Source organism: Mesorhizobium sp. M0514, from assembly GCF_040321145.1.
GTDB lineage: Bacteria > Pseudomonadota > Alphaproteobacteria > Rhizobiales > Rhizobiaceae > Mesorhizobium.
Window position 1 is genome coordinate 1 of the sequence record NZ_JAMYQZ010000114.1, and the last position, 17,082, is coordinate 17,082.

21 protein-coding genes are annotated in these 17,082 nt (G+C 62.3%); 10 read left to right on the top strand and 11 right to left on the bottom strand.

Annotated features, from left to right (window positions below):
* The 4 genes from NKI61_RS29345 to NKI61_RS29360 form a co-directional block, all read left to right on the top strand.
* Nucleotides 1–389 (top strand): TOBE domain-containing protein (locus NKI61_RS29345; RefSeq protein ID WP_352841982.1); only part of this gene is annotated, 389 nt, incomplete at its 5' end.
* A 29-nt stretch (nucleotides 390–418) separates the two neighbouring features.
* On the top strand, nucleotides 419–1,186 hold the full coding sequence (locus tag NKI61_RS29350) for an SDR family NAD(P)-dependent oxidoreductase (RefSeq protein WP_352841983.1): 768 nt from the start codon (nucleotides 419–421) through the stop codon (nucleotides 1,184–1,186).
* Between the two features lie 26 nt (nucleotides 1,187–1,212).
* Complete coding sequence (locus NKI61_RS29355; RefSeq protein ID WP_352841985.1) at nucleotides 1,213–2,202, top strand: sugar phosphate isomerase/epimerase family protein; 990 nt, start codon at nucleotides 1,213–1,215, stop codon at nucleotides 2,200–2,202.
* A complete protein-coding gene (locus NKI61_RS29360) occupies nucleotides 2,199–3,011 on the top strand; it encodes an SDR family NAD(P)-dependent oxidoreductase (protein ID WP_352841987.1) in 813 nt (270 codons plus the stop codon). Before NKI61_RS29355 ends, NKI61_RS29360 begins: the two co-directional genes overlap by 4 nt.
* Nucleotides 3,012–3,419: 408 nt before the next feature.
* On the opposite strand, the gene NKI61_RS29365 is transcribed toward NKI61_RS29360, so the two are convergent.
* The 5 genes from NKI61_RS29365 to NKI61_RS29385 all read right to left on the bottom strand — a co-directional run bounded on the left by NKI61_RS29365 (nucleotide 3,420) and on the right by NKI61_RS29385 (nucleotide 6,389).
* A complete protein-coding gene (locus NKI61_RS29365; protein ID WP_023671095.1) occupies nucleotides 3,420–3,854 on the bottom strand; it encodes a hypothetical protein in 435 nt (144 codons plus the stop codon).
* 697 nt (nucleotides 3,855–4,551) lie between these two features.
* Nucleotides 4,552–5,100: a dihydrofolate reductase family protein gene (locus NKI61_RS29370; RefSeq protein ID WP_352841995.1), complete on the bottom strand. Its 549-nt coding sequence runs from the start codon at nucleotides 5,098–5,100 to the stop codon at nucleotides 4,552–4,554.
* Between the two features lie 185 nt (nucleotides 5,101–5,285).
* Nucleotides 5,286–5,555 (bottom strand): PilZ domain-containing protein, encoded by a 270-nt coding sequence (locus tag NKI61_RS29375; RefSeq protein ID WP_023726509.1) that lies wholly within the window; start codon nucleotides 5,553–5,555, stop codon nucleotides 5,286–5,288.
* A 59-nt stretch (nucleotides 5,556–5,614) separates the two neighbouring features.
* Entirely contained in the window at nucleotides 5,615–5,824 is a 210-nt protein-coding gene (locus NKI61_RS29380) for a hypothetical protein (RefSeq protein WP_023671091.1), read from the bottom strand.
* 202 nt (nucleotides 5,825–6,026) lie between these two features.
* Complete coding sequence (locus NKI61_RS29385) at nucleotides 6,027–6,389, bottom strand: hypothetical protein (protein WP_352841988.1); 363 nt, start codon at nucleotides 6,387–6,389, stop codon at nucleotides 6,027–6,029.
* 130 nt (nucleotides 6,390–6,519) lie between these two features.
* Between NKI61_RS29385 and NKI61_RS29390 the strand changes: the two genes are divergently transcribed.
* From NKI61_RS29390 to NKI61_RS29405, 4 genes are all read left to right on the top strand, one after another.
* Entirely contained in the window at nucleotides 6,520–6,708 is a 189-nt protein-coding gene (locus NKI61_RS29390) for a hypothetical protein (RefSeq protein WP_023671089.1), read from the top strand.
* Between the two features lie 259 nt (nucleotides 6,709–6,967).
* Nucleotides 6,968–7,720, top strand: a complete 753-nt coding sequence (locus NKI61_RS29395) for a DUF4142 domain-containing protein (protein ID WP_023704147.1) — start codon at nucleotides 6,968–6,970, stop codon at nucleotides 7,718–7,720.
* Between the two features lie 31 nt (nucleotides 7,721–7,751).
* Nucleotides 7,752–8,357 (top strand): hypothetical protein, encoded by a 606-nt coding sequence (locus NKI61_RS29400; protein WP_352841989.1) that lies wholly within the window; start codon nucleotides 7,752–7,754, stop codon nucleotides 8,355–8,357.
* 181 nt (nucleotides 8,358–8,538) lie between these two features.
* Nucleotides 8,539–9,159 (top strand): hypothetical protein, encoded by a 621-nt coding sequence (locus tag NKI61_RS29405; RefSeq protein ID WP_031195989.1) that lies wholly within the window; start codon nucleotides 8,539–8,541, stop codon nucleotides 9,157–9,159.
* 47 nt (nucleotides 9,160–9,206) lie between these two features.
* Here the strand turns inward: NKI61_RS29405 and NKI61_RS29410 are convergent, their stop codons facing one another.
* The 3 genes from NKI61_RS29410 to NKI61_RS29420 form a co-directional block, all read right to left on the bottom strand.
* Entirely contained in the window at nucleotides 9,207–10,355 is a 1,149-nt protein-coding gene (locus NKI61_RS29410; protein WP_352841991.1) for an extracellular catalytic domain type 1 short-chain-length polyhydroxyalkanoate depolymerase, read from the bottom strand.
* A gap of 208 nt (nucleotides 10,356–10,563) precedes the next feature.
* Nucleotides 10,564–11,550, bottom strand: a complete 987-nt coding sequence (locus NKI61_RS29415; RefSeq protein ID WP_352841992.1) for an aldo/keto reductase — start codon at nucleotides 11,548–11,550, stop codon at nucleotides 10,564–10,566.
* Nucleotides 11,551–11,796: 246 nt separating this feature from the next.
* The gene (locus NKI61_RS29420; RefSeq protein ID WP_352841993.1) at nucleotides 11,797–12,537 is read right to left on the bottom strand and encodes a FadR/GntR family transcriptional regulator; all 741 of its coding nucleotides are present in this window, start codon (nucleotides 12,535–12,537) and stop codon (nucleotides 11,797–11,799) included.
* Between the two features lie 2 nt (nucleotides 12,538–12,539).
* On the opposite strand from NKI61_RS29420, the gene NKI61_RS29425 reads away from it, so the two are divergent.
* Nucleotides 12,540–13,571, top strand: a complete 1,032-nt coding sequence (locus NKI61_RS29425; RefSeq protein WP_352841994.1) for an NAD(P)-dependent oxidoreductase — start codon at nucleotides 12,540–12,542, stop codon at nucleotides 13,569–13,571.
* A gap of 160 nt (nucleotides 13,572–13,731) precedes the next feature.
* Here NKI61_RS29425 and NKI61_RS29430 read toward each other — a convergent pair whose 3' ends face one another.
* From NKI61_RS29430 to NKI61_RS33010, 3 genes are all read right to left on the bottom strand, one after another.
* A complete protein-coding gene (locus NKI61_RS29430; RefSeq protein WP_023735078.1) occupies nucleotides 13,732–14,526 on the bottom strand; it encodes a DUF3037 domain-containing protein in 795 nt (264 codons plus the stop codon).
* A complete protein-coding gene (locus NKI61_RS29435) occupies nucleotides 14,523–15,344 on the bottom strand; it encodes a HipA family kinase (RefSeq protein WP_156931487.1) in 822 nt (273 codons plus the stop codon). The genes NKI61_RS29430 and NKI61_RS29435 overlap by 4 nt, the downstream gene beginning before the upstream one ends.
* Before the next feature lie 217 nt (nucleotides 15,345–15,561).
* Complete coding sequence (locus tag NKI61_RS33010) at nucleotides 15,562–15,840, bottom strand: hypothetical protein (protein WP_488492020.1); 279 nt, start codon at nucleotides 15,838–15,840, stop codon at nucleotides 15,562–15,564.
* A gap of 249 nt (nucleotides 15,841–16,089) precedes the next feature.
* Here NKI61_RS33010 and NKI61_RS29440 point away from each other — a divergent pair, with 249 nt between their 5' ends.
* Nucleotides 16,090–16,974, top strand: coding sequence for an AraC family transcriptional regulator (locus NKI61_RS29440; RefSeq protein ID WP_031192922.1), 885 nt, complete (start codon nucleotides 16,090–16,092; stop codon nucleotides 16,972–16,974).
* Nucleotides 16,975–17,082: the final 108 nt, after the last annotated feature.

The window sequence follows — 17,082 nt, forward strand, 5'->3', positions numbered from 1 at the left end:
ATTTTTTGGCCGCCGAACTGCGCCAGGAAGGCGGTCGCCGCACTGTTGTCCTGCAGACCGCCGACGGCAAGACGGCCAGCCTGCCGATCGTCCAGGCGCTCCCATCCGACACGCCGCGACAGCTCGTGCTCGGCATCCGTCCCGAGCACATCTACCGCTTCGATCCCGACCTTGCGCGCCGCAAGCCGGGCATCGCGCAGATCGATGCCGTGGTCGAACTGGTCGAGCCGACAGGTGCGGAGACCATGGCCGTCCTGCGCCTGGGCGGCAAGGAAATCACCGGCCGTTTCGACCCCGACGGCACGCCGCTTATGGGCGAGACGGTGACGCTCGGTATCGACATGGCGCGTGCGTGCCTGTTCGACCCGACGACCCAACGCCTGATCTGACCGAAGCTTGATCTGAAAAGAGTTCCGCCTTGTCCTTCGCCATCTATCCGAGCCTGTCCGAGCGTGTCGTGCTGATCACCGGCGGCGCGTCGGGCATCGGCGCCGACACGGTCCGCGCCTTCTGCGCCAATGGCGCGCGCGTCGCGTTTCTCGATCTGCAGCAGGAGGCCGGCGAGCAGCTTGCCCGCGACCTCGCCGCCACGGCAGCGCATCCGCCCCTGTTCCTGCGCTGCGACGTGACCGATATCCCTGCCCTGCAGGCCGCGATCGGCACGGTGCGCGACCGCCTGGGGCCTGTCTCGGTGCTGGTCAACAACGCCGCCGATGACAATCGCCTCTCGGTCGCCGACGTGACGCAGGAATACTGGGACCACGCCCAGGATGTGAACCTCAGGCACCACTTCTTTGCCGCCCAGGCTGTGCATCCGCACATGCAGGAATTGGGCTTTGGTTCGATCGTCAATTTTTCCTCGATCGCCTGGCGTTTCGGCGCATCAGAGATGGCCCCCTATGCGGCGGCCAAGGCTGCGGTGGTCGGGCTGACCTTCGCGCTGGCGCGGGCGTTAGGCCCCGACAACATCCGCGTCAACGCCGTCGAGCCTGGCGCCGTCATCACCGACCGGCAGCGGGAGCTTTGGTACAAGACCCAAGGTTCGGTCGACCAGGTCGTGCAGCGCCAGGTGATCCGCAAGGTTCTGCTCGGCGAGGAGATCGCGCGCACGGTGCTGTTCCTCGCCGCCGACGACAGCCGCATGATCACCAAGCAGTCGATCACCGTGGATGCCGGCCTGAGATGACCACACCTGACTCAAAGGATCGCTTCATGCTCGAGGTCGGCCTGAACCCCTACGGCCTGACCTATCATCTCGGCCTCCAGGGCCGCGGCACGCCACGCGCCAATCCGCAGCCAGCGGGGCTCGAAGGATTCATCGCGCTCGCGACCGAACTCGGCGCGCGCGTGCTGGAGATCTGGGTGCCATGGCTGAGCGAGCTTTCCGACGACGCGGTGATCGCGCTGCGCGAACGGCTCGCCGGCCTTGGCATCACGCCGGTCGTCAGCGGCGGCCTGCTGGTGGGCGAACGGCTCGACGATGCGTTTCGGGCCGCGCGCCTGCTCAAGGCCAAAATCATCCGGACGGCGCTGACGCCGGTTCTCTGCGGCGACCGCAACGCCGCCGGCGCAAAATGGAGCGAGTACGCCGGCATCATTCGGGGGCGATTGGTGGAATGGGGTCCCCGCGCGAATACCGAAGGGTATGTCCTTGCGATCGAAAACCACCAGGACTTTACCAGCCGGGAACTCGTCGATTTCTGCGCCCTCGGTGGTGACAGTGTGGGCGTCACCTTCGACACCGGCAACACGTTCCCGGTCGGCGAAGCGCCGCTCGATTTTACGAAGGTGATCGCCCCCTATGTCCGCCATGTCCACCTCAAGGATTACCGCGTGCAGTTCACGACCGAAGGTTACCGGCTGATCCGCTGCGCCATCGGCGACGGTGCGGTGCCGTTTGCCAAGCTGTTCGCCATTCTTGGCCAGCACCACGATCGCATGACCGCCGTTCTCGAACCGGGCGCCTTGGAGGCCCGGCATGTCCGCTATCTCAGCGACGACTGGTGGCGCGGCTATCCGCAGAAGACGGCACGCGAATTTGCCGCCTGCCTGGCGGCCGCGCAGCGCAACCGGCTGCCCGACGATGCCGACTACCGCACGCCTTGGGAGCGCGAAGCCGACGTCTCACTGGTTTCCTATGAGCTCGACATGATCCGGCGCAGCGCCGCCAACATGCGCAAACTGATGGAGAATATCCGATGACGGCACGTGAACTCGATGGATTGACCGCCTTCGTAACCGGCTCCGGCCGTGGCCTCGGCCGCGTGATGGCCGAGCGCCTGGCCGAACTCGGCGCCAATGTCGCGATCCACGACATGGACGAGGAAGCGCCGGCGAAGTACGGCGAGTTCGCCAATCTCGGCGAAGTGGTCGAGCGCCTGAAGCGGCACGGCACGAAGGTCACGTCGGTGACCGGCAACATTGGCGACCAGAAGGCGGTGGCCGAGATGAAGCGCAGGATCGAGGCCGATCTCGGCGACGTCCATGTGCTGGTCAATTGCGCTGGCGGCGACATCGGCGCCAAGGGCGGCAAGCCGAACCCGAACAACGCCCTCGACATCGAACTGGACGACATCCGCGTGCTCACCGAGAACAATCTGATCGGCACGATGCTGGTCTGCCAGGCCTTCGTGCCGCCGATGAAGCAGCGCGGCGGCGGCTCCGTCATCAACATCGCCTCCGCGGCGGCACATCTCGGCTGCTCGCCCGAGGTCGTTTACTCCACCTTGAAGGCCGCGGTCGTGCATTACACGCGCTGTCTCGCCAAGGAACTGATCGACGACGGCGTGCGCATCAATGCGGTCAGCCCCGGCGCCACGAAGACGGCACGCTTCCAGGCGACCCGCGTGGTCGATCCGGAGCGCATGGATTCCAGCCGCAAATCGCTGAACCGCTATGCGGAACCGGAAGAGATCGCGGAGGCGGTGGCGTTTCTGGCTGGCCCGCGGGCGCGGTTTATCAACGGGCAGGTGCTGCGGGTGGATGGCGGGTTTACGATCTTTCCGGGGTAATGGGGGAGGCCTCGAATTTCAATTTCGGGGCCGAAAGCGGAAGGTCCGTTTTCGGGATTCCTGGGTTAAATTGCCCCCTCACGCCTCGATCTTTTCGCAGCGTCAAAACGGCTGTGGAGGGATTGGCAGGCTATACCGCTGACGAAGCGCACATGTGACGCACCGAGGATAAGTAACCCCGCTTGGTCACGAGGGCGCTGCCGACCGGTTGGTCGAAACTGGCGCTGGCACTCGCTATTCACGAAATTGCCGATCACCCTGACGAGGTCCACTAAGCAATGGTGAACGTCATTTCTGAAGTCGCAAGCAACTCGGCCGCCCTACTCCATTGAGGTCAGCCATGCCTTCGCGGAGCCGACGCAATCTCTGCTGGAGCCTGCATGCTTCTTCAGGCGCGAGCGCAGTGGCTCAGTGCGGCATGAATCCTTTTCTCAGCCAAGCCAATATCTTGCTCCCATTGAGGACCCTGCGGACACGCCCGGCGGCCCAGCCAGCCTGCATGGTGGCGCCGGTGTGGCAACTGCAGACGATCTCATGCAACTGCCAATCGGAGAGTTCGAAGAAGCGTCTGGCTTCCCCGTAGGTATCCGATTGCATGCCCGACGCACGCAGCAGTGGATCGTCAAAGGCGACACTGATCGCCGATCCGACCGCGCGCGCTTCTCCGCGGACAGAGGGATGCAGATGCTCAGTCCCGGTGAGAGCCACAAGGGAGCGCGTCGGATTTCGATAGAGCAGTTCCGCCCACCGCTCTATCCGTTGCGTCCTTGTAGCCAGCAGAGCCGGCGATAGTGGACTGATGTCCGCGACTGACTGGAGTTGATCGAGTGTCTGGTGCTTCATGACTGCCTCCTGTTGGTCGTTCCAATCCCTAGGCCTTTGCTGCAGGATTGGCTCACACGCTAAGCCGCCTCGTAAAGGAGCGGCGGCCGATCAGGTGTTGCCACCAATCGCCCACAGGCACCGCGCGGCGGCATCTGCAGCGACACCAACTGCATTCCTTCGCCAATGTTCCAGCGGGATGAAAAAAACTGTGCGGCCGGCCGACCCGACGGACCCGGCTGGCGCACGCAGGATCCTGAACTGCTGGACGATGATGACGCAGGCCTGGAAAGGCGGCTAGGTTGGACCTTGCTTTTCAGGCTTGACCATGATGTTTCACTACCCGCTCGGTCATCGCGGGAAGGCCAGGAGCAGAGCCGCTGGCGGCAACGATGAGTTGCGGACGAGGTCGGGCGGTGGAGGACGACGCCCTTGGGCCGCCAGGTCACGGAAGGACCAACCGAAGCGGCGCTTCGGGCGTAAAAGCGATGTCCTTGTAGGTCTGCAATGTCTGCTTATGGAGGAACGGCGGCAAGGCCTCTTTGACCGGCATGGGGCGCATTGCTGACCGGCAGATTTTCGGCCGACAGCAGACCCTCTGCTGCTTGGGTACCCAGCACGCAAAGCTGACATGTGAGACCTCGGTGCGAAGGCCGGGACCAGGCCCACTGCGAACGTACGTGTTGGTTCGCATGTTGGCGCTGAAGCGCCTTATCGTTCAGCCTCGCGGCACATAGATCATATGAACCGTATCGTCATCGATCAATGTGCTCGACACCAGTTGCAGCGGAGGCCTTGCCTCGTGGAAGAAAGGCTTGCCCTTGCCGAGCACGAACGGCCTCACGTGCAGGTGATATTCCTCGATCAGGCCCAGCCCGGTCATAAGACCGGCCAGTTCCGGACCGGAAACGCTCAGGATACCCTCCGTGCGGGCCGCGATCTCGCGAATCTGCGTTTCAATATCGCCGGAGATGAGGGTGGCGTTCGGGCCGACCCGTGAAAGTGTGCGCGAAACGACCCATTTGGGCAGCTTGCGCCAGAGTGTCGCGAACTGGCGAAGCGAAGCATCCCATTCCGCGCGATCATCGTCCCAATAGCGCATGACCTCGTACATCCAGCGGCCATACACAGCGCCGGCATGGTTGCGAATCGTCTCGATCCAGTACTCGAAGTGCTTCTGGCTTGGTGCGCCCATGACCAGATTTCCGGCAATGTCATCGACATAGCCATCGATGGAAACGTTCATTCCCAAGATAAGTTTGCCCAAAAGCAGCGCCTTCACCTAGTGGGTCCACGGACCAACCGCTTGTAATGCAAGCGGTCAGAGGCTATCGCAACTGATTGCAAATCGCAAGCAGCAGGGAAGGAAGCGTTCGTGCCGCAAACGAGCCCTGCCTTGTCCCATCAACCCTGCACTTGAACAGCTGGGTGATCCGTCCCGGCTACCGCCATCTACGCCTGCCGTCCCGAATCGAGCTGCACCCCAAGTCGCTCGTTCCGTCTCCACCGCACCACGGCGCGATAGCTGGTATGATCGACCGGCACGTGAAGCACGAAACGGTCGGGGATTGCGATATCGGCCTTCACCCGTAGCTCCGCGCCGTGGGCGTGCTGGTTACAAACCAGACAATTGATACTGGCGTCGCCAACGCGGATTGTCGCTTCCTTCAGAACAAGATCACGGATATGCGACCGTCGCTCTATCGGTGGGTCAGCCGGCATTGCCTTATCCCTCTGATTTGACGACCTGAAACTCTTCTGAACCCGGAATGGAAAGCGCACTACCGGCCCAGCGGTTGCCTCGAAAGACTGACGAGCTCGGCTTCGTCGACCACGCCGGCCATATAGTTCGCGATAATCCGGGATGCGATGGCGTCGCGTGCTTCCGGCGATTGACCGTCGCGCTTAAGCTGCTCGAATACACGGCCCAACAGCTCGAGTTCGGATGGCTGCAAAACGCCGGCCTCGGTGGCTTTGCGTCGAATGGGCATTTGTGATCCTCCACTGCGGTCAACAACATACGACCGCGGCAGGGAAACTCAACTCACCTGTCGAGGGCGCCGCGCGGGCGGCGCCGACCACAAATCCCGTTTACCCGAGCGGGGAGTTTTTCACTCAAAGCCACAGTGATCTGGCGTCCATACAAAGCCCGCCAGCAAAGCCGGCGGGCGCAATAGGTCACAAGATACCCCACTAGAACCAGCTTCGGTCGCGTTCCTGGCTTTGCCCGAGCAGCATGCCGATCAACAACCCGGCAATGCCGCCAAGCACGAAAGCGCTGCTGATGGTGCCGGGATTTTGCTGGACGGCTTCGGACACCGTCTGCGCCTGCGATCTCAGCTGCTGCGTTGCCCGTGCCGCGCGCTCGGTCGCGCTGCCGTACCAGCCGCCGGCTTCGCCGACGGCATCTTCTGCGCGGTCGGCAAGCGTCCGGTTGATCTTGCTGATCTCGCGCTTCAGCGATGCGACCTGCTTCTCCAGGGCCTCCTGGGCCTCTCGGGCGGACATCTTCGGGGTGTCCTTGGGGGTGTCCTTCGGGGTGTCGTTCTCGGCCATGGCTGTTCCTTTCGTTGAGGCAGGGGGAACGGCCAACGGACAAGGATGGTTCCGCTGCCTGCCGTCACGGTCATTCGCCGGGCCGGCCGCCAACTTTGGGAACACTCTCCCGATCCAACGGTTGTGGCTGATGGAGGGCACGCATTTGTCGAATCGATCGAGCCATGCTGAAACGCTGCGGACGGTCTCCGACCTGCTCCACCGCGCCCGCCGTGTCATTCGCGACGGCGGCCATGCGGCGGCGATGTTCGAAATAGACACGCTGCTGCAGGTCGCACAAACAGAGGTTGCGCGCCGCCTCGAACGCAACGATCGCTGAACCTCGATAGGCCACCGCGGGCGGTGTTCATTTGCCGGCGGCCAAGGGCCTCGTTTCCCTTTTTGATCGACTTGCAAGGCGCCCGTCGAGCCGGCCGCCGTCCTCAGCGTCGGCATGGCAAAGGCGCAAAAAGCCGCTGACGAGGGGCCATCATCGCGGCATCGACCCTCCCGGTTATAACGCTTGGGCGGCGGAACAAAGCTTGGCCGCACTGGTTAGGCTCACAGCACGATGTGTGCCCCAACGAGGATCTCTGTCCATGAAAACACGTGTTCTTCTAGCTTCGCTGGCCACCGCCACAGCCATGGTCTTCGCCCTGCCCGCCTTCGCCGCCGACAGTGCTCAGGACTTTGTCGACAAGGCTGCCATCGGCGGCCTGTTCGAAGTGGACTCCAGCAAGATCGCAGAAGGCAAGGCCCAGGATCAAGGCGTCAAGGATTTCGCCAAGAAGATGATCGACGATCACGGCGCCGCCAACGCCAAGCTTGCGACCATCGCCGGCGAACAGAAGCTGAAAGTGCCGACGGAGCTGGACGCCAAGCACAAGGCCGATCTGGAGGCTCTGCAGAATGCCAACGATGCCGTCGACAAGCCCTATGTCCAGATGCAGCGCGATGCGCATTCGGAGGCGGTCACGCTGTTCGAGAGCTACGCCAAGGACGGCGACAACGCGCAGTTGAAGACCTTCGCCTCCGAGACCTTGCCGACGCTCAAAATGCATCAGGAAATGGTCGAGAAGATCGCTTCCGCCGACAATGCATCGTCGACCACCAGCTCCACCACCCCGGCCGTGAGCACGACCGACACCACCAATCCGGCCGCCCCGATCCCGGGTGCCAACAGCTTCACCGAGGATCAGGCGAAGAGCCGCATTCAGGATGCCGGCTTCTCCGGCGTGTCCAAGCTGACCAAAGACGACCAGGGCATCTGGCGCGGTCAGGCCACCAAGGATGGCAAGACCACGACCGTGGCGCTCGATTATCAGGGCAACGTCGTTGCCGGCGCCAACTGAACCTCTGAACCAGATCGAGGAGATCAAGACCATGAAAACCGTAACCGGACTTTTCGACAACTACGATGATGCCTCCGATGCCGTCGGCGAACTGGAGGCAATCGGAGTGCCGCAGGCCGACATCAGCATCGTCGCCAACAATTCGGATGACTGGTACGGCGACGGCGACACTTCCAACGCCGCCGAGGATGCAGCCGGCGGCGCCGGTCTTGGAGCCGTCATTGGCGGCGCCGGCGGGCTTCTGACAGGGCTCGGCATCATGGCCATTCCTGGCGTCGGTCCGGTCGTGGCCGCAGGATGGCTGGCCGCCACCGCGGTCGGCGCCGTTGGCGGCGCGGTCGTCGGTGGCGCTGCCGGTGGCATCGTCGGGGCGCTGACCGAGTCAGGCGTCCCCGAAAGGGATGCGCATGTCTATGCGGAGGGCGTTCGCCGCGGTGGCACGATGGTGACCGCCAGGGTCAGCGACGAACTCGCCGATGAGGCCGAGCGTATTCTTGGCGAGTCCAACTCGGTCGATCTGCAAGACCGCCGACGCGCCTACGAAGCCGGTGGCTGGACCGGCTTCGATGCCAATGCCGACCCCTACACCGACATCGAGGCCGAGCGCGACAGAACGCGCAACGCCAGCCCACTTTGATCATCGAGCCCCGCCGCCATACGGCGGCGGGGCCAAGGGTGCTGTCGGCGCGCTGCGAGCGACATTCAATTTCGGCCATAAGGGGCGGGTCTATTCGGACCTGCCCCTTTTCGCTGTTGCCTTGGCTTGACCGGCTCTTGCCGTGTTAGCATCGAACCAACGGAACCAGCCCCAGGAAAGCATGAGCCCGTCCCCGCAACTGATTGCCGAATGGCCGTTGTCGCCGTCAGCGACACTCGGGTCCGCCGTGCGCTCCAAGGGGATCGAACGTGAAGTCAGAGCCCGCCTGCCATGGGCAGTCAGGAAGCACGTCAAGGCCGAGACGGGCCGCATCGCATTGCGAATGTCGAAATCCGAAGCGGAAGCGTTCAAGGCCGCCTCTGCCAGCATCTCCAAAACACTGGAGGGAGTGGAGGCGCTGCCTGTGCTTCCGCGCGAGGTCGAGGATATCCTTACGATCTCTTCGCGCGAGCGCCACAAATGGCTCAAGGACGGTCGGCTGCAAAGCACCGGCACACGTACCGTCAAGATGCGTGGGCGATCAAAGTCTGTCACCTTCCACGTTTTCGACCCGCGCCACATCGAAGACGTCCTGGACCGCGATTTGGCAACAGTCTGGAGAGAGCAGGATGTCCAGGAAGTCGCCGAGAACAGGCGGCGCGGCGCGGGCAAGGCCGCGTTGACGCGCGCGGGAAAGGGCACCGGCCAAGCGCGCACTGCGAGGAACGCCCGGGACACGGAGGGCCCGCCGCCCGGACTGAAGGGCTGGGATGCGTTCGAGGACGAAGGCCTGCTGCGATAATGATGCTGGTGCTTGCCCTTGTCCTTCGTGCGGGGCGAGCCTCCGCCTCAGCGCATCAATCCCGCTGCCCGCAGCGCGTCCTCGATGACCTTGGTAATCCCGCCCGCCGGACCGCCTGGCGGATTGACAGGCTCCGGGGCCGGATCGACACGGACAGCTCGCGGTTTTTCCTTCGGCGAGAAAGGCTGCAATGCAGTGCCTGAAGCGGCCTCGGCTTTCGCCGTGCGTCGTACCTCTGGCTTCGTCAGCCCCCAGAAACGGGCGATGTGGCGCGTCGAGGAAATCCCGACATCCAACATGAACGGCCCTGCTTTGCCGAGAGCATTGTCGCCGCTCGCCTGCAATGGTGTGCCATGGCCCATGCCGGCAATGCTGTATGCCTCGACCACGTCGCGGCCTTTGCCATCGGACCAGACTTTTCGGCTCTGACCGTCGACCTTTTCCGTGCGTGTCGGCGCTTGAGCGAGGCCGTGCACGCCCTGCCATTGCGCCAGCACCGCGTCGGCATTGGAAGGCACCACGGTCGTATCGGCCGAGCCCTGCCAGACCGAAATCCTCGGCCACGGCCCCTTGTGCGGCGAAGCTTCCCGCAACAGACGCTGCAGGTCGCTTCTGGACGGTCCGCCATGACCACGCATGCGGTCGAAGGCTTCGGGGATGGTCGAGGCGCTGCCATAGGCAAGCCCGGCAATGATCGCGCCACCGGCAAACACGTCCGGGTAGGTCGCCAGCATCACCGCCGCCATGGCGCCGCCGGCGGAAAGACCGGTGACGAATATCCGCTTGCGGTCGAGACCGTGGGTGACCACCGCCGCCTCGATCATCTGGCGGATGGACAGCGCCTCGCCGCTGTCGCGGCTTATATCGCCTGGCACGAACCAGTTGAAGCAAAGATTGGCGTTGTTGGCGCGCTGCTGCTCGGGGAAAAGCACGGCAAAACCCTGATCGGCAGCAAGTTCGGTCCAGCCGGAACCATGGTCGTAGCCGGCGGCAGTCTGGGTACAGCCATGCAGCACCACGACCAGCGCCGCCTGCTTCGGCAGGTTTTCAGGAAGATAAAGCCGCGCACGCAAGGCGCCCGGATTGGACCCGAACCATGTCATCTCGGACAGGTGATCTTCCTTGCTCTGTCCTGCACCGGCTGGCCGGCGGCGCATCGCGCTCAGCCGGGCGATCGTATCGGATATGTCTCGCAAATTGGTATCCTTGCGCGCCGGAATGGGCAGACTCGTGCACACAACGCACACGCAGCAATATCGTTGCTGCACTGCACAATAACAAGCGGCACGGCCGATTAAATGACCGGTGGATCAAAGGATCCGCTGCACAGCTTGTAACGACGAGCGCAATTTTGCCCCGGCTGACCTCTGGTCAGTCAGCCGGTCGAGGGCGGCAGGCGCTGGCTCACCAGCGCTGATGCACGTAGGGCTTGATGTTCTCATCATAGACCGCCTTCACCTTGGCCATCAACTCGGAGGATAACGGCGCAAGCTCAGCCGCTTCCGCATTGGAAACCGCCTGCGCCGGATTGCGGGCGCCGGGGATGACAACCGTCACAGCGTCGAACATCAGGATCCAGCGCAGCGCGAATTTCGCCATGGTGGTGTCGCCTGACACCAGCGGCCGCACCTTCTCGACCGCCGCCAGCCCGACCTCATAGGGCACGCCCGAAAACGTCTCGCCGACATCGAAGGCTTCGCCATTCCTGTTGAACAGGCGATGGTCGGTGGTCTCGAACTTGGTGTCCGTCCTGAACTTGCCGGACAGCAGGCCGCTGGCCAGCGGCACGCGGGCGATGACGGCGACATCGTTCTTTTTCGCCTCAGCGAAGAACAGCTCGGCCGGGCGCTGGCGAAAGGCGTTGAAGATGATCTGCACGCTGACGACGCCGGGATATTGCATCGCCTTCAGCGCCTCTTCGACACGCTCGACGCTGACGCCGTAATTGCGGATCTTGCCTTGCTCGGCGAGCTTGTCGAGACGCTCGAACACTTCCGGGTGGTAATAGAGATCGGTCGGCGGGCAATGCAGCTGCACTAGGTCGAGCGTGTCCGTCTCTAGGTATGTCAGGCTGCGGTCGATCCAGCCGGTGAGGTTCTCGACGCTATAGCCTTCGACGCTCTGCTTCGACAGCCGCCGTCCGGCCTTGGTGGCGATGAACGGGCGCGCGCCGCCACGTTCCTTCATCACCCGTGCGATCAGTTTTTCCGAACGGCCGTCGCCATAGACGTCGGCCGTGTCGAGGAAGCTGACGCCGGCATCGAGCGCAGCATGCAGGGCGGCGACCGCATCGTCATCATTGACCTCGCCCCAGGCGGCGCCGATCGCCCAGGCGCCGAAGCCGATCTCGCTGACTGATCTGCCGGTACGGCCAAATTTCCGTGAATGCATCTCGCTGTTCCTGACTTGCGGCTTCGCCGGCAATGCCGGCTCCATGATTGCGATTTTTCAGGGAGCCTCATACCGCATGGCAACGCGATTGACATTCCCTCTTCCTGGGATTTACCAGATTACAGGGTTGTATGACAACCGGGTAAGACTGCAACGGTTGGAGCCGGGAGGAACATGTCGCTGATTCGCGAACTCGATCTCCGGCGGGGTCGCCGGATGAGCAGTCCGTCAACCGTGGTTGGCCCCCTAATCGTGAACAGCTTTGTCGCGCAGATCCTCGAAGCGGGCATAGCTCTTGGTCAGATGGCTGCGCATGGCGCGGCGCGCGGCGTTGACGTCCCTGGCTTCGATGGCCCCGAGAATGGCGCGATGCTCGCGCTGCATGCGGTCGAGATATTTTTCCCGCTCGGCCTCCGTCATCCGGTCGAGCCGCGTCCAATGGCGCGGGACCATGGCGCTGCCGAACGTGTCGAACAGCCGGGTGAAATTCGGGTTCTGCGTCGCCGCCAGAATGGCGCGGTGGAAGCCGAAATCCTCTTCCGAGCCGGAGCCGCCGGCGCGCACCGCCGCCTCCAGCGCGTCGAGCCGCGCGCTCATCTGCTGGAGCGCTGCCTCGCTGCGCCGTTCGGCGGCGAGGCCTGTCGCTTCGACCTCGATGCCCATGCGCAGTTCGAGCACGCGCAGCACCTCGTCGATCGATTCGAGATCGTCGGGCAGCACGGAAAACGTCTTCGGCGGCGGATCCTTGGCGACGAAGGCGCCGAGCCCCTGGCGCGTGGTAATCAGCCCGCGCGCACGCAGCGCCGCCAGCGCCTCGCGCACCACGGTGCGGCTGACGCCTGTGGCAGCAACAATCTCCTGCTCGGTCGGCAGCCGCTGCCCCGGCGCAAGGTCACCGGATTCGATCTGCGCAATCAGCGTGTTGACCAGACCCGTCCGCAGGTTGAGCGCCTGCGGTATGGCGTCGAAAGTCATGGGCTCCGCCATCGGTGGCACTCCGGTTCGATTCTTGTTCGAAGGCCGAATCTTATTCAAAGAATTGCATCGACGGGTGCCCGCCGCAAGGTGACGAAAGTTCGGCCCGCTGGCACGAGCCATGGGAGGATTGCATGAAAGAACGCATCGGCTTCATCGGCCTGGGCAGCATGGGCGCCGGCATGGCCGACAATCTGCTGCGCAAAGGCTGGCCGCTGACGGTGCATGTCCACCGCAGCCGCACCGCAGCCGACCGGCTGATTGCGGCCGGTGCCACTGAAGCGGCCAGCCCGCGCGACCTCGCCGCTGCCTGCGACATCGTCATCCTGTGCGTCACCGGCTCGCGCGAGGTCGAGGCACTGGTCAAGGGCCCGGACGGACTGGCCTCGGCCAAGACGCCGCTGCTGATCATCGACTGCTCGACCTCCAACCCGTCATCGACGACAGCGCTTGCCGCCGACCTCGCGGAGCAGGGCATGACGCTGATCGACGCGCCGCTGGCGCGCACGCCCAAGGAAGCCGCCGAAGGCAAACTCGACGTCATGGTCGGCGGTGCGGCCGAAGTGGTCGCCCGCGCACGCCCGGTGCTCGAAGCCTTTGCCGCGCGCGTCGTTCCCACCGGCCCGACCGGCAGCGGCCACACCATGAAGCTGCTCAACAATTTCGTCTCGATGGGCTATTCCGCCATCTATTCCGAAGCGCTGACGCTGGGCGCCAAAGCCGGCCTGACGCCGCAGGTCTTCAACAGCGTCATCTCCGGCAGCCGCATGGATTGCGGCTTCTACCAGGCCTTCTTCGATTTCATCCTCAACCGCAACGAAAACGCCCAACGCTTCGCAATCGTCAACGCGCTGAAAGACATGACCTACCTCGCCTCCTTCGCGCAATCAGCCGGCGTGGCCAACCCGATCGGCGCTGCGGTGCGCAATGGCTTTGCCACGGCGGTCACCACCGGCCACGGCGAGAAATTCGTGCCGGCGCTGTCGGATATTGTTGCGGGGTTGAACGGGGTGTCGCTGGTGGAGGCGACATCACCGGGCCAATAGAAAACGGGTGGATTCGGGCGCAAGCCAACGGTCCCTACATCCTGTAGCCCTTGGCGTGAAATCCGAGCGGCTCAACGGAGCCGCCCGGAAGCTTAAAGCATATGAAGGCGAAAGGGGTTTGAAACCGCGATTGACAAATTGCAAGGCGTCGAACGCGGAACTAGCGATGGAGGACGTAATTCTGGCGAATGTCCCTAACCAACGGCTCGATCTCATTTAGGGTATAGAATCGGACATGGTGGCGGTCCATTTGCTCCGCAATCATGTTTACGAATTCCGCATCCTGTGCCTGCGCATCGTCCCCGACCACCACTAAGCGAGCAGGTCGATCAAGGGCGGTTTCTTGGTAAAGAAGTTCGCCTTCTATCATATGCGGGCTGACGCGGTTGAGCGCCTTATCCGGGTCACCCGCAAGCGACACGGCGTCAATCAGATTGAAGGCTCCATTCTGATAGGCAAAGGGAACCTCGATCTTTACGCCTCCGGAAAGATGGACGGGGTCAGGCTTCACGAGGAAGTCTTCGACGCCATTAGAACGAAAAGCTTGCGCCAGTTTTGTCGACAGCCTTTGGCCGCGCGGCGAGCTGGGTACCTCACCAACCAGCTTTTCGAACAGTTCGCTGACAAGCTTCTCGGGGTCTTTAACCAACACAGATCGAACCGGGGACAGGCGAACCTTCCCAGACCTGAGCCCTATAAATTTCTCGATCTTTTCCCTGTCCCAGCCGTTACCAAATTCATACCGCAATCGACCTTCCATCGATTCTTTCAGGTGCTGAAAATGGTTACCGAGATGGATTTTGAACGCCTGCTCGGCGCGGCGCGGGCTATGGCTAAACTTCACAAAAACCGAAGCATGAGCGAACACAATGACGCCAATGTTCACAAACTCAGCCCGCTCCGGGAACTCTGAGTATTGAACGAGCGAAAAATAGCCTTGTGACTCTCGGATCATTTTACCAACCCCGGGATTTCCGGTTCATCCACCAATCGCCCTGAGATCGTGTTCACCACATATTGGCCGCGCTCACAAATCAAATCGACCAGCGAGAGCGCGGCGTTGGGGCCAAAGCCCCATTGTGCAGGAATAGAATTAACGACTTCAACCACGAAATCGCGCTTTAATTGAGACAGCTTCTCGACGGCGCGCTTGACTGACTTCGCGTCGATATATGGATCGAAGGCCGGAAACTTACCATATACATTTGGGTCTAGGACCCATGCCTCAGGGGCCGGCCCCATAGGAAAATCAACGTCATTCCCAATAAAACAGCTTGAATGATCGATGGGCACAAGATCGTATTTACGACGCCCCTCAGCCTTCACATAAAGTAGGTTGTCGGCGTTGTCTTGTCCATCAAAAAACCGGTCCCAATTGCGGACCCACGTATCGAAAACAACCAGCAACGCCACGTCACCAGGCTCTCGGAGACGAGACAAAAAAGTGTCTCCTCCGTCGTGTGGGGTTCCATCAACGGCGCGTGAAAAGAACATGGGCGGCACCATGCGCGCCCCATTCCTTTCCATAGTCAGGTCTATTTGACAGTCGTGGACTATGGCAAACGGCGGCACCTTGAGGCCAAGCCAAGAAGCCAATTCTCCAGACACCAATTCCGACACAAGTATCGCAGAACCCATCGGATTTCCCATCGATTTGAGAAATCCCTCGCCTGAATCTGTGTCCACCCGGATCGGGCTGGTGCTTGAACCAAACGACTCTATTTCCCGACGCACCTCCGCCGGCTGACATACCGCCCCACATGCAAGAGCCATGATGCTCCACCCATCCCAATTCGGATTGCATACATCGCATCCCGAACGGAATCGAGTCTTGGGTACACGAAGTATAACATACTGCTTTGTTTTGGTTAGTTTGTTGATAGGTCAGGCATTGGCCAGTCGCGTCTATGATAGCTGCTTCGGCGCGTTGCGTATGGCGAGTAGCTTCTTATCCTCAGTCTCACCTGTCGCCAGTGCGGGTGCTTATCGGTCATGATAATGCGTGAGGATGCATGGACCGTTTGCCTGAGAAGGTTCGCGGTTTCAGTGAGCATCCATCATGGCCGTCGATGTGTTCGAAATGAGCGCGCATCCCATTGTTGCTTTCGCGGTGTGCACGGACAGCGCCATGGCACTCTGGGCAACGCTTCGGAATTTTGGGATTTAGACCAAGCGCTTGGTCGATCGTGAGGTACGACCAACCATCGACTACCTTCATTTCGCAGGCATCCATTTCCATCCGACGAATATGGCATTCAACGCCGGACATTCAAAGGCGGAAATTCGACCGTCAGCCCGCCCGCGCACAGCCTTCCGCAATCTCGAATGCGCAGCGGAGACGCTGCCCCTCGCGCCCGTGATGCCGACTCCGCAGCCGCATCGCTCTCGAGCAGACCTGGCGCACCTCCAAGCACCCGCCTAGCGAACAGCCATCCATCCGTGTCAAACCGCAATATCGGTCGAGCGCGAAATGCCCTGACGCGCCTATCTGGTGTCGCCACGCAGGACGAGACGTTTGATGACGCCACTTGAAAACTACCATGCCCGGATGCGGCGGGTGCTGGATCATATCGACCAGCATCTCGACGACGATCTGGGCCTGGAAGCGTTGAGCGGCGTTGCGGCGTTCTCGAAATTCCATTTTCACCGGCAGTTCACGTCCACCTTCGGGGTGTCCGTGCATCGCTATGTCCAGCTCGCCCGCCTGAAACGCGCTTCGTACCGGTTGGCCGAGAGCGACGCCCACAGCGTCACCGACATAGCGATGGATGCCGGCTACGACGCACCGGATGCCTTCGCCCGCGCTTTTCGGCAGCGGTTCGGACAATCGCCTTCGTCGTTCCGGAAGTCTCCCGACTGGGGGGCGTGGCTCATGGCCTTCGGGCCGCTCGACAAAGCAAGGACCACGCTCATGCAGATAATTCTTGAACCCGGCGACGTGATGATCCGGGATGTGCCGCCCACGCCGGTGGCGATCCTGGAGCATCGCGGCGATCGGGCGACGCTTCCTGACACCATCCAGCGCTTCATCGCCTGGCGAAAGGCGGCCGGCCTCTCGCCCGAGACAAGCTCGACCTTCAACATCTTCCGTTCCGAAAGGGAGCCGGCGAACCCGGCCGACTACAGCATGGACATCTGCGCCGGAACCGAGCTGCCGGTAGAGGATGGGCCGATCGAGGGCGCGCAGATGAAGGCCGGCGTGATCCCCGGCGGACGCTGCGCGGTGCTGCGCTACCCCGGCAACACCAACAATCTCGAGCCGGCAGCGCTCTACCTCTACCGCGAATGGCTTCCGGCCAGCGGCGAGGAGGCGCGCGACTTTCCGATCTATTGCCAGCGACACTTTTCGTCGAATGGACCGGTGCGCGAGGTGGTGCTTGAGCTGTTTCTGCCGCTGAAATAGCGCGGTGGGGTGGCGGCCTATCTCCGGCCCTGAGCTGGTTGAGCCGACGACCGAGTGAAATCTGATATGGCGCTCCCCACTCCGTCTCGGCTTCGCCGAGCCACCTCT

Excerpts from the sequence above, each read along its gene's own strand:
- NKI61_RS29355 (WP_352841985.1), top strand. The coding sequence starts at position 1,213 with ATGCTCGAGGTCGGCCTGAACCCCTACGGCCTGACCTATCATCTCGGC.
- NKI61_RS29360 (WP_352841987.1), top strand. The coding sequence starts at position 2,199 with ATGACGGCACGTGAACTCGATGGATTGACCGCCTTCGTAACCGGCTCC.
- NKI61_RS29365 (WP_023671095.1), bottom strand. The coding sequence starts at position 3,854 with ATGAAGCACCAGACACTCGATCAACTCCAGTCAGTCGCGGACATCAGT.
- NKI61_RS29375 (WP_023726509.1), bottom strand. The coding sequence starts at position 5,555 with ATGCCGGCTGACCCACCGATAGAGCGACGGTCGCATATCCGTGATCTT.
- NKI61_RS29380 (WP_023671091.1), bottom strand. The coding sequence starts at position 5,824 with ATGCCCATTCGACGCAAAGCCACCGAGGCCGGCGTTTTGCAGCCATCC.
- NKI61_RS29385 (WP_352841988.1), bottom strand. The coding sequence starts at position 6,389 with ATGGCCGAGAACGACACCCCGAAGGACACCCCCAAGGACACCCCGAAG.
- NKI61_RS29390 (WP_023671089.1), top strand. The coding sequence starts at position 6,520 with ATGGAGGGCACGCATTTGTCGAATCGATCGAGCCATGCTGAAACGCTG.
- NKI61_RS29395 (WP_023704147.1), top strand. The coding sequence starts at position 6,968 with ATGAAAACACGTGTTCTTCTAGCTTCGCTGGCCACCGCCACAGCCATG.
- NKI61_RS29400 (WP_352841989.1), top strand. The coding sequence starts at position 7,752 with ATGAAAACCGTAACCGGACTTTTCGACAACTACGATGATGCCTCCGAT.
- NKI61_RS29405 (WP_031195989.1), top strand. The coding sequence starts at position 8,539 with ATGAGCCCGTCCCCGCAACTGATTGCCGAATGGCCGTTGTCGCCGTCA.
- NKI61_RS29415 (WP_352841992.1), bottom strand. The coding sequence starts at position 11,550 with ATGCATTCACGGAAATTTGGCCGTACCGGCAGATCAGTCAGCGAGATC.
- NKI61_RS29420 (WP_352841993.1), bottom strand. The coding sequence starts at position 12,537 with ATGGCGGAGCCCATGACTTTCGACGCCATACCGCAGGCGCTCAACCTG.
- NKI61_RS29430 (WP_023735078.1), bottom strand. The coding sequence starts at position 14,526 with ATGATCCGAGAGTCACAAGGCTATTTTTCGCTCGTTCAATACTCAGAG.
- NKI61_RS29435 (WP_156931487.1), bottom strand. The coding sequence starts at position 15,344 with ATGGCTCTTGCATGTGGGGCGGTATGTCAGCCGGCGGAGGTGCGTCGG.
- NKI61_RS33010 (WP_488492020.1), bottom strand. The coding sequence starts at position 15,840 with ATGTCCGGCGTTGAATGCCATATTCGTCGGATGGAAATGGATGCCTGC.
- NKI61_RS29440 (WP_031192922.1), top strand. The coding sequence starts at position 16,090 with ATGACGCCACTTGAAAACTACCATGCCCGGATGCGGCGGGTGCTGGAT.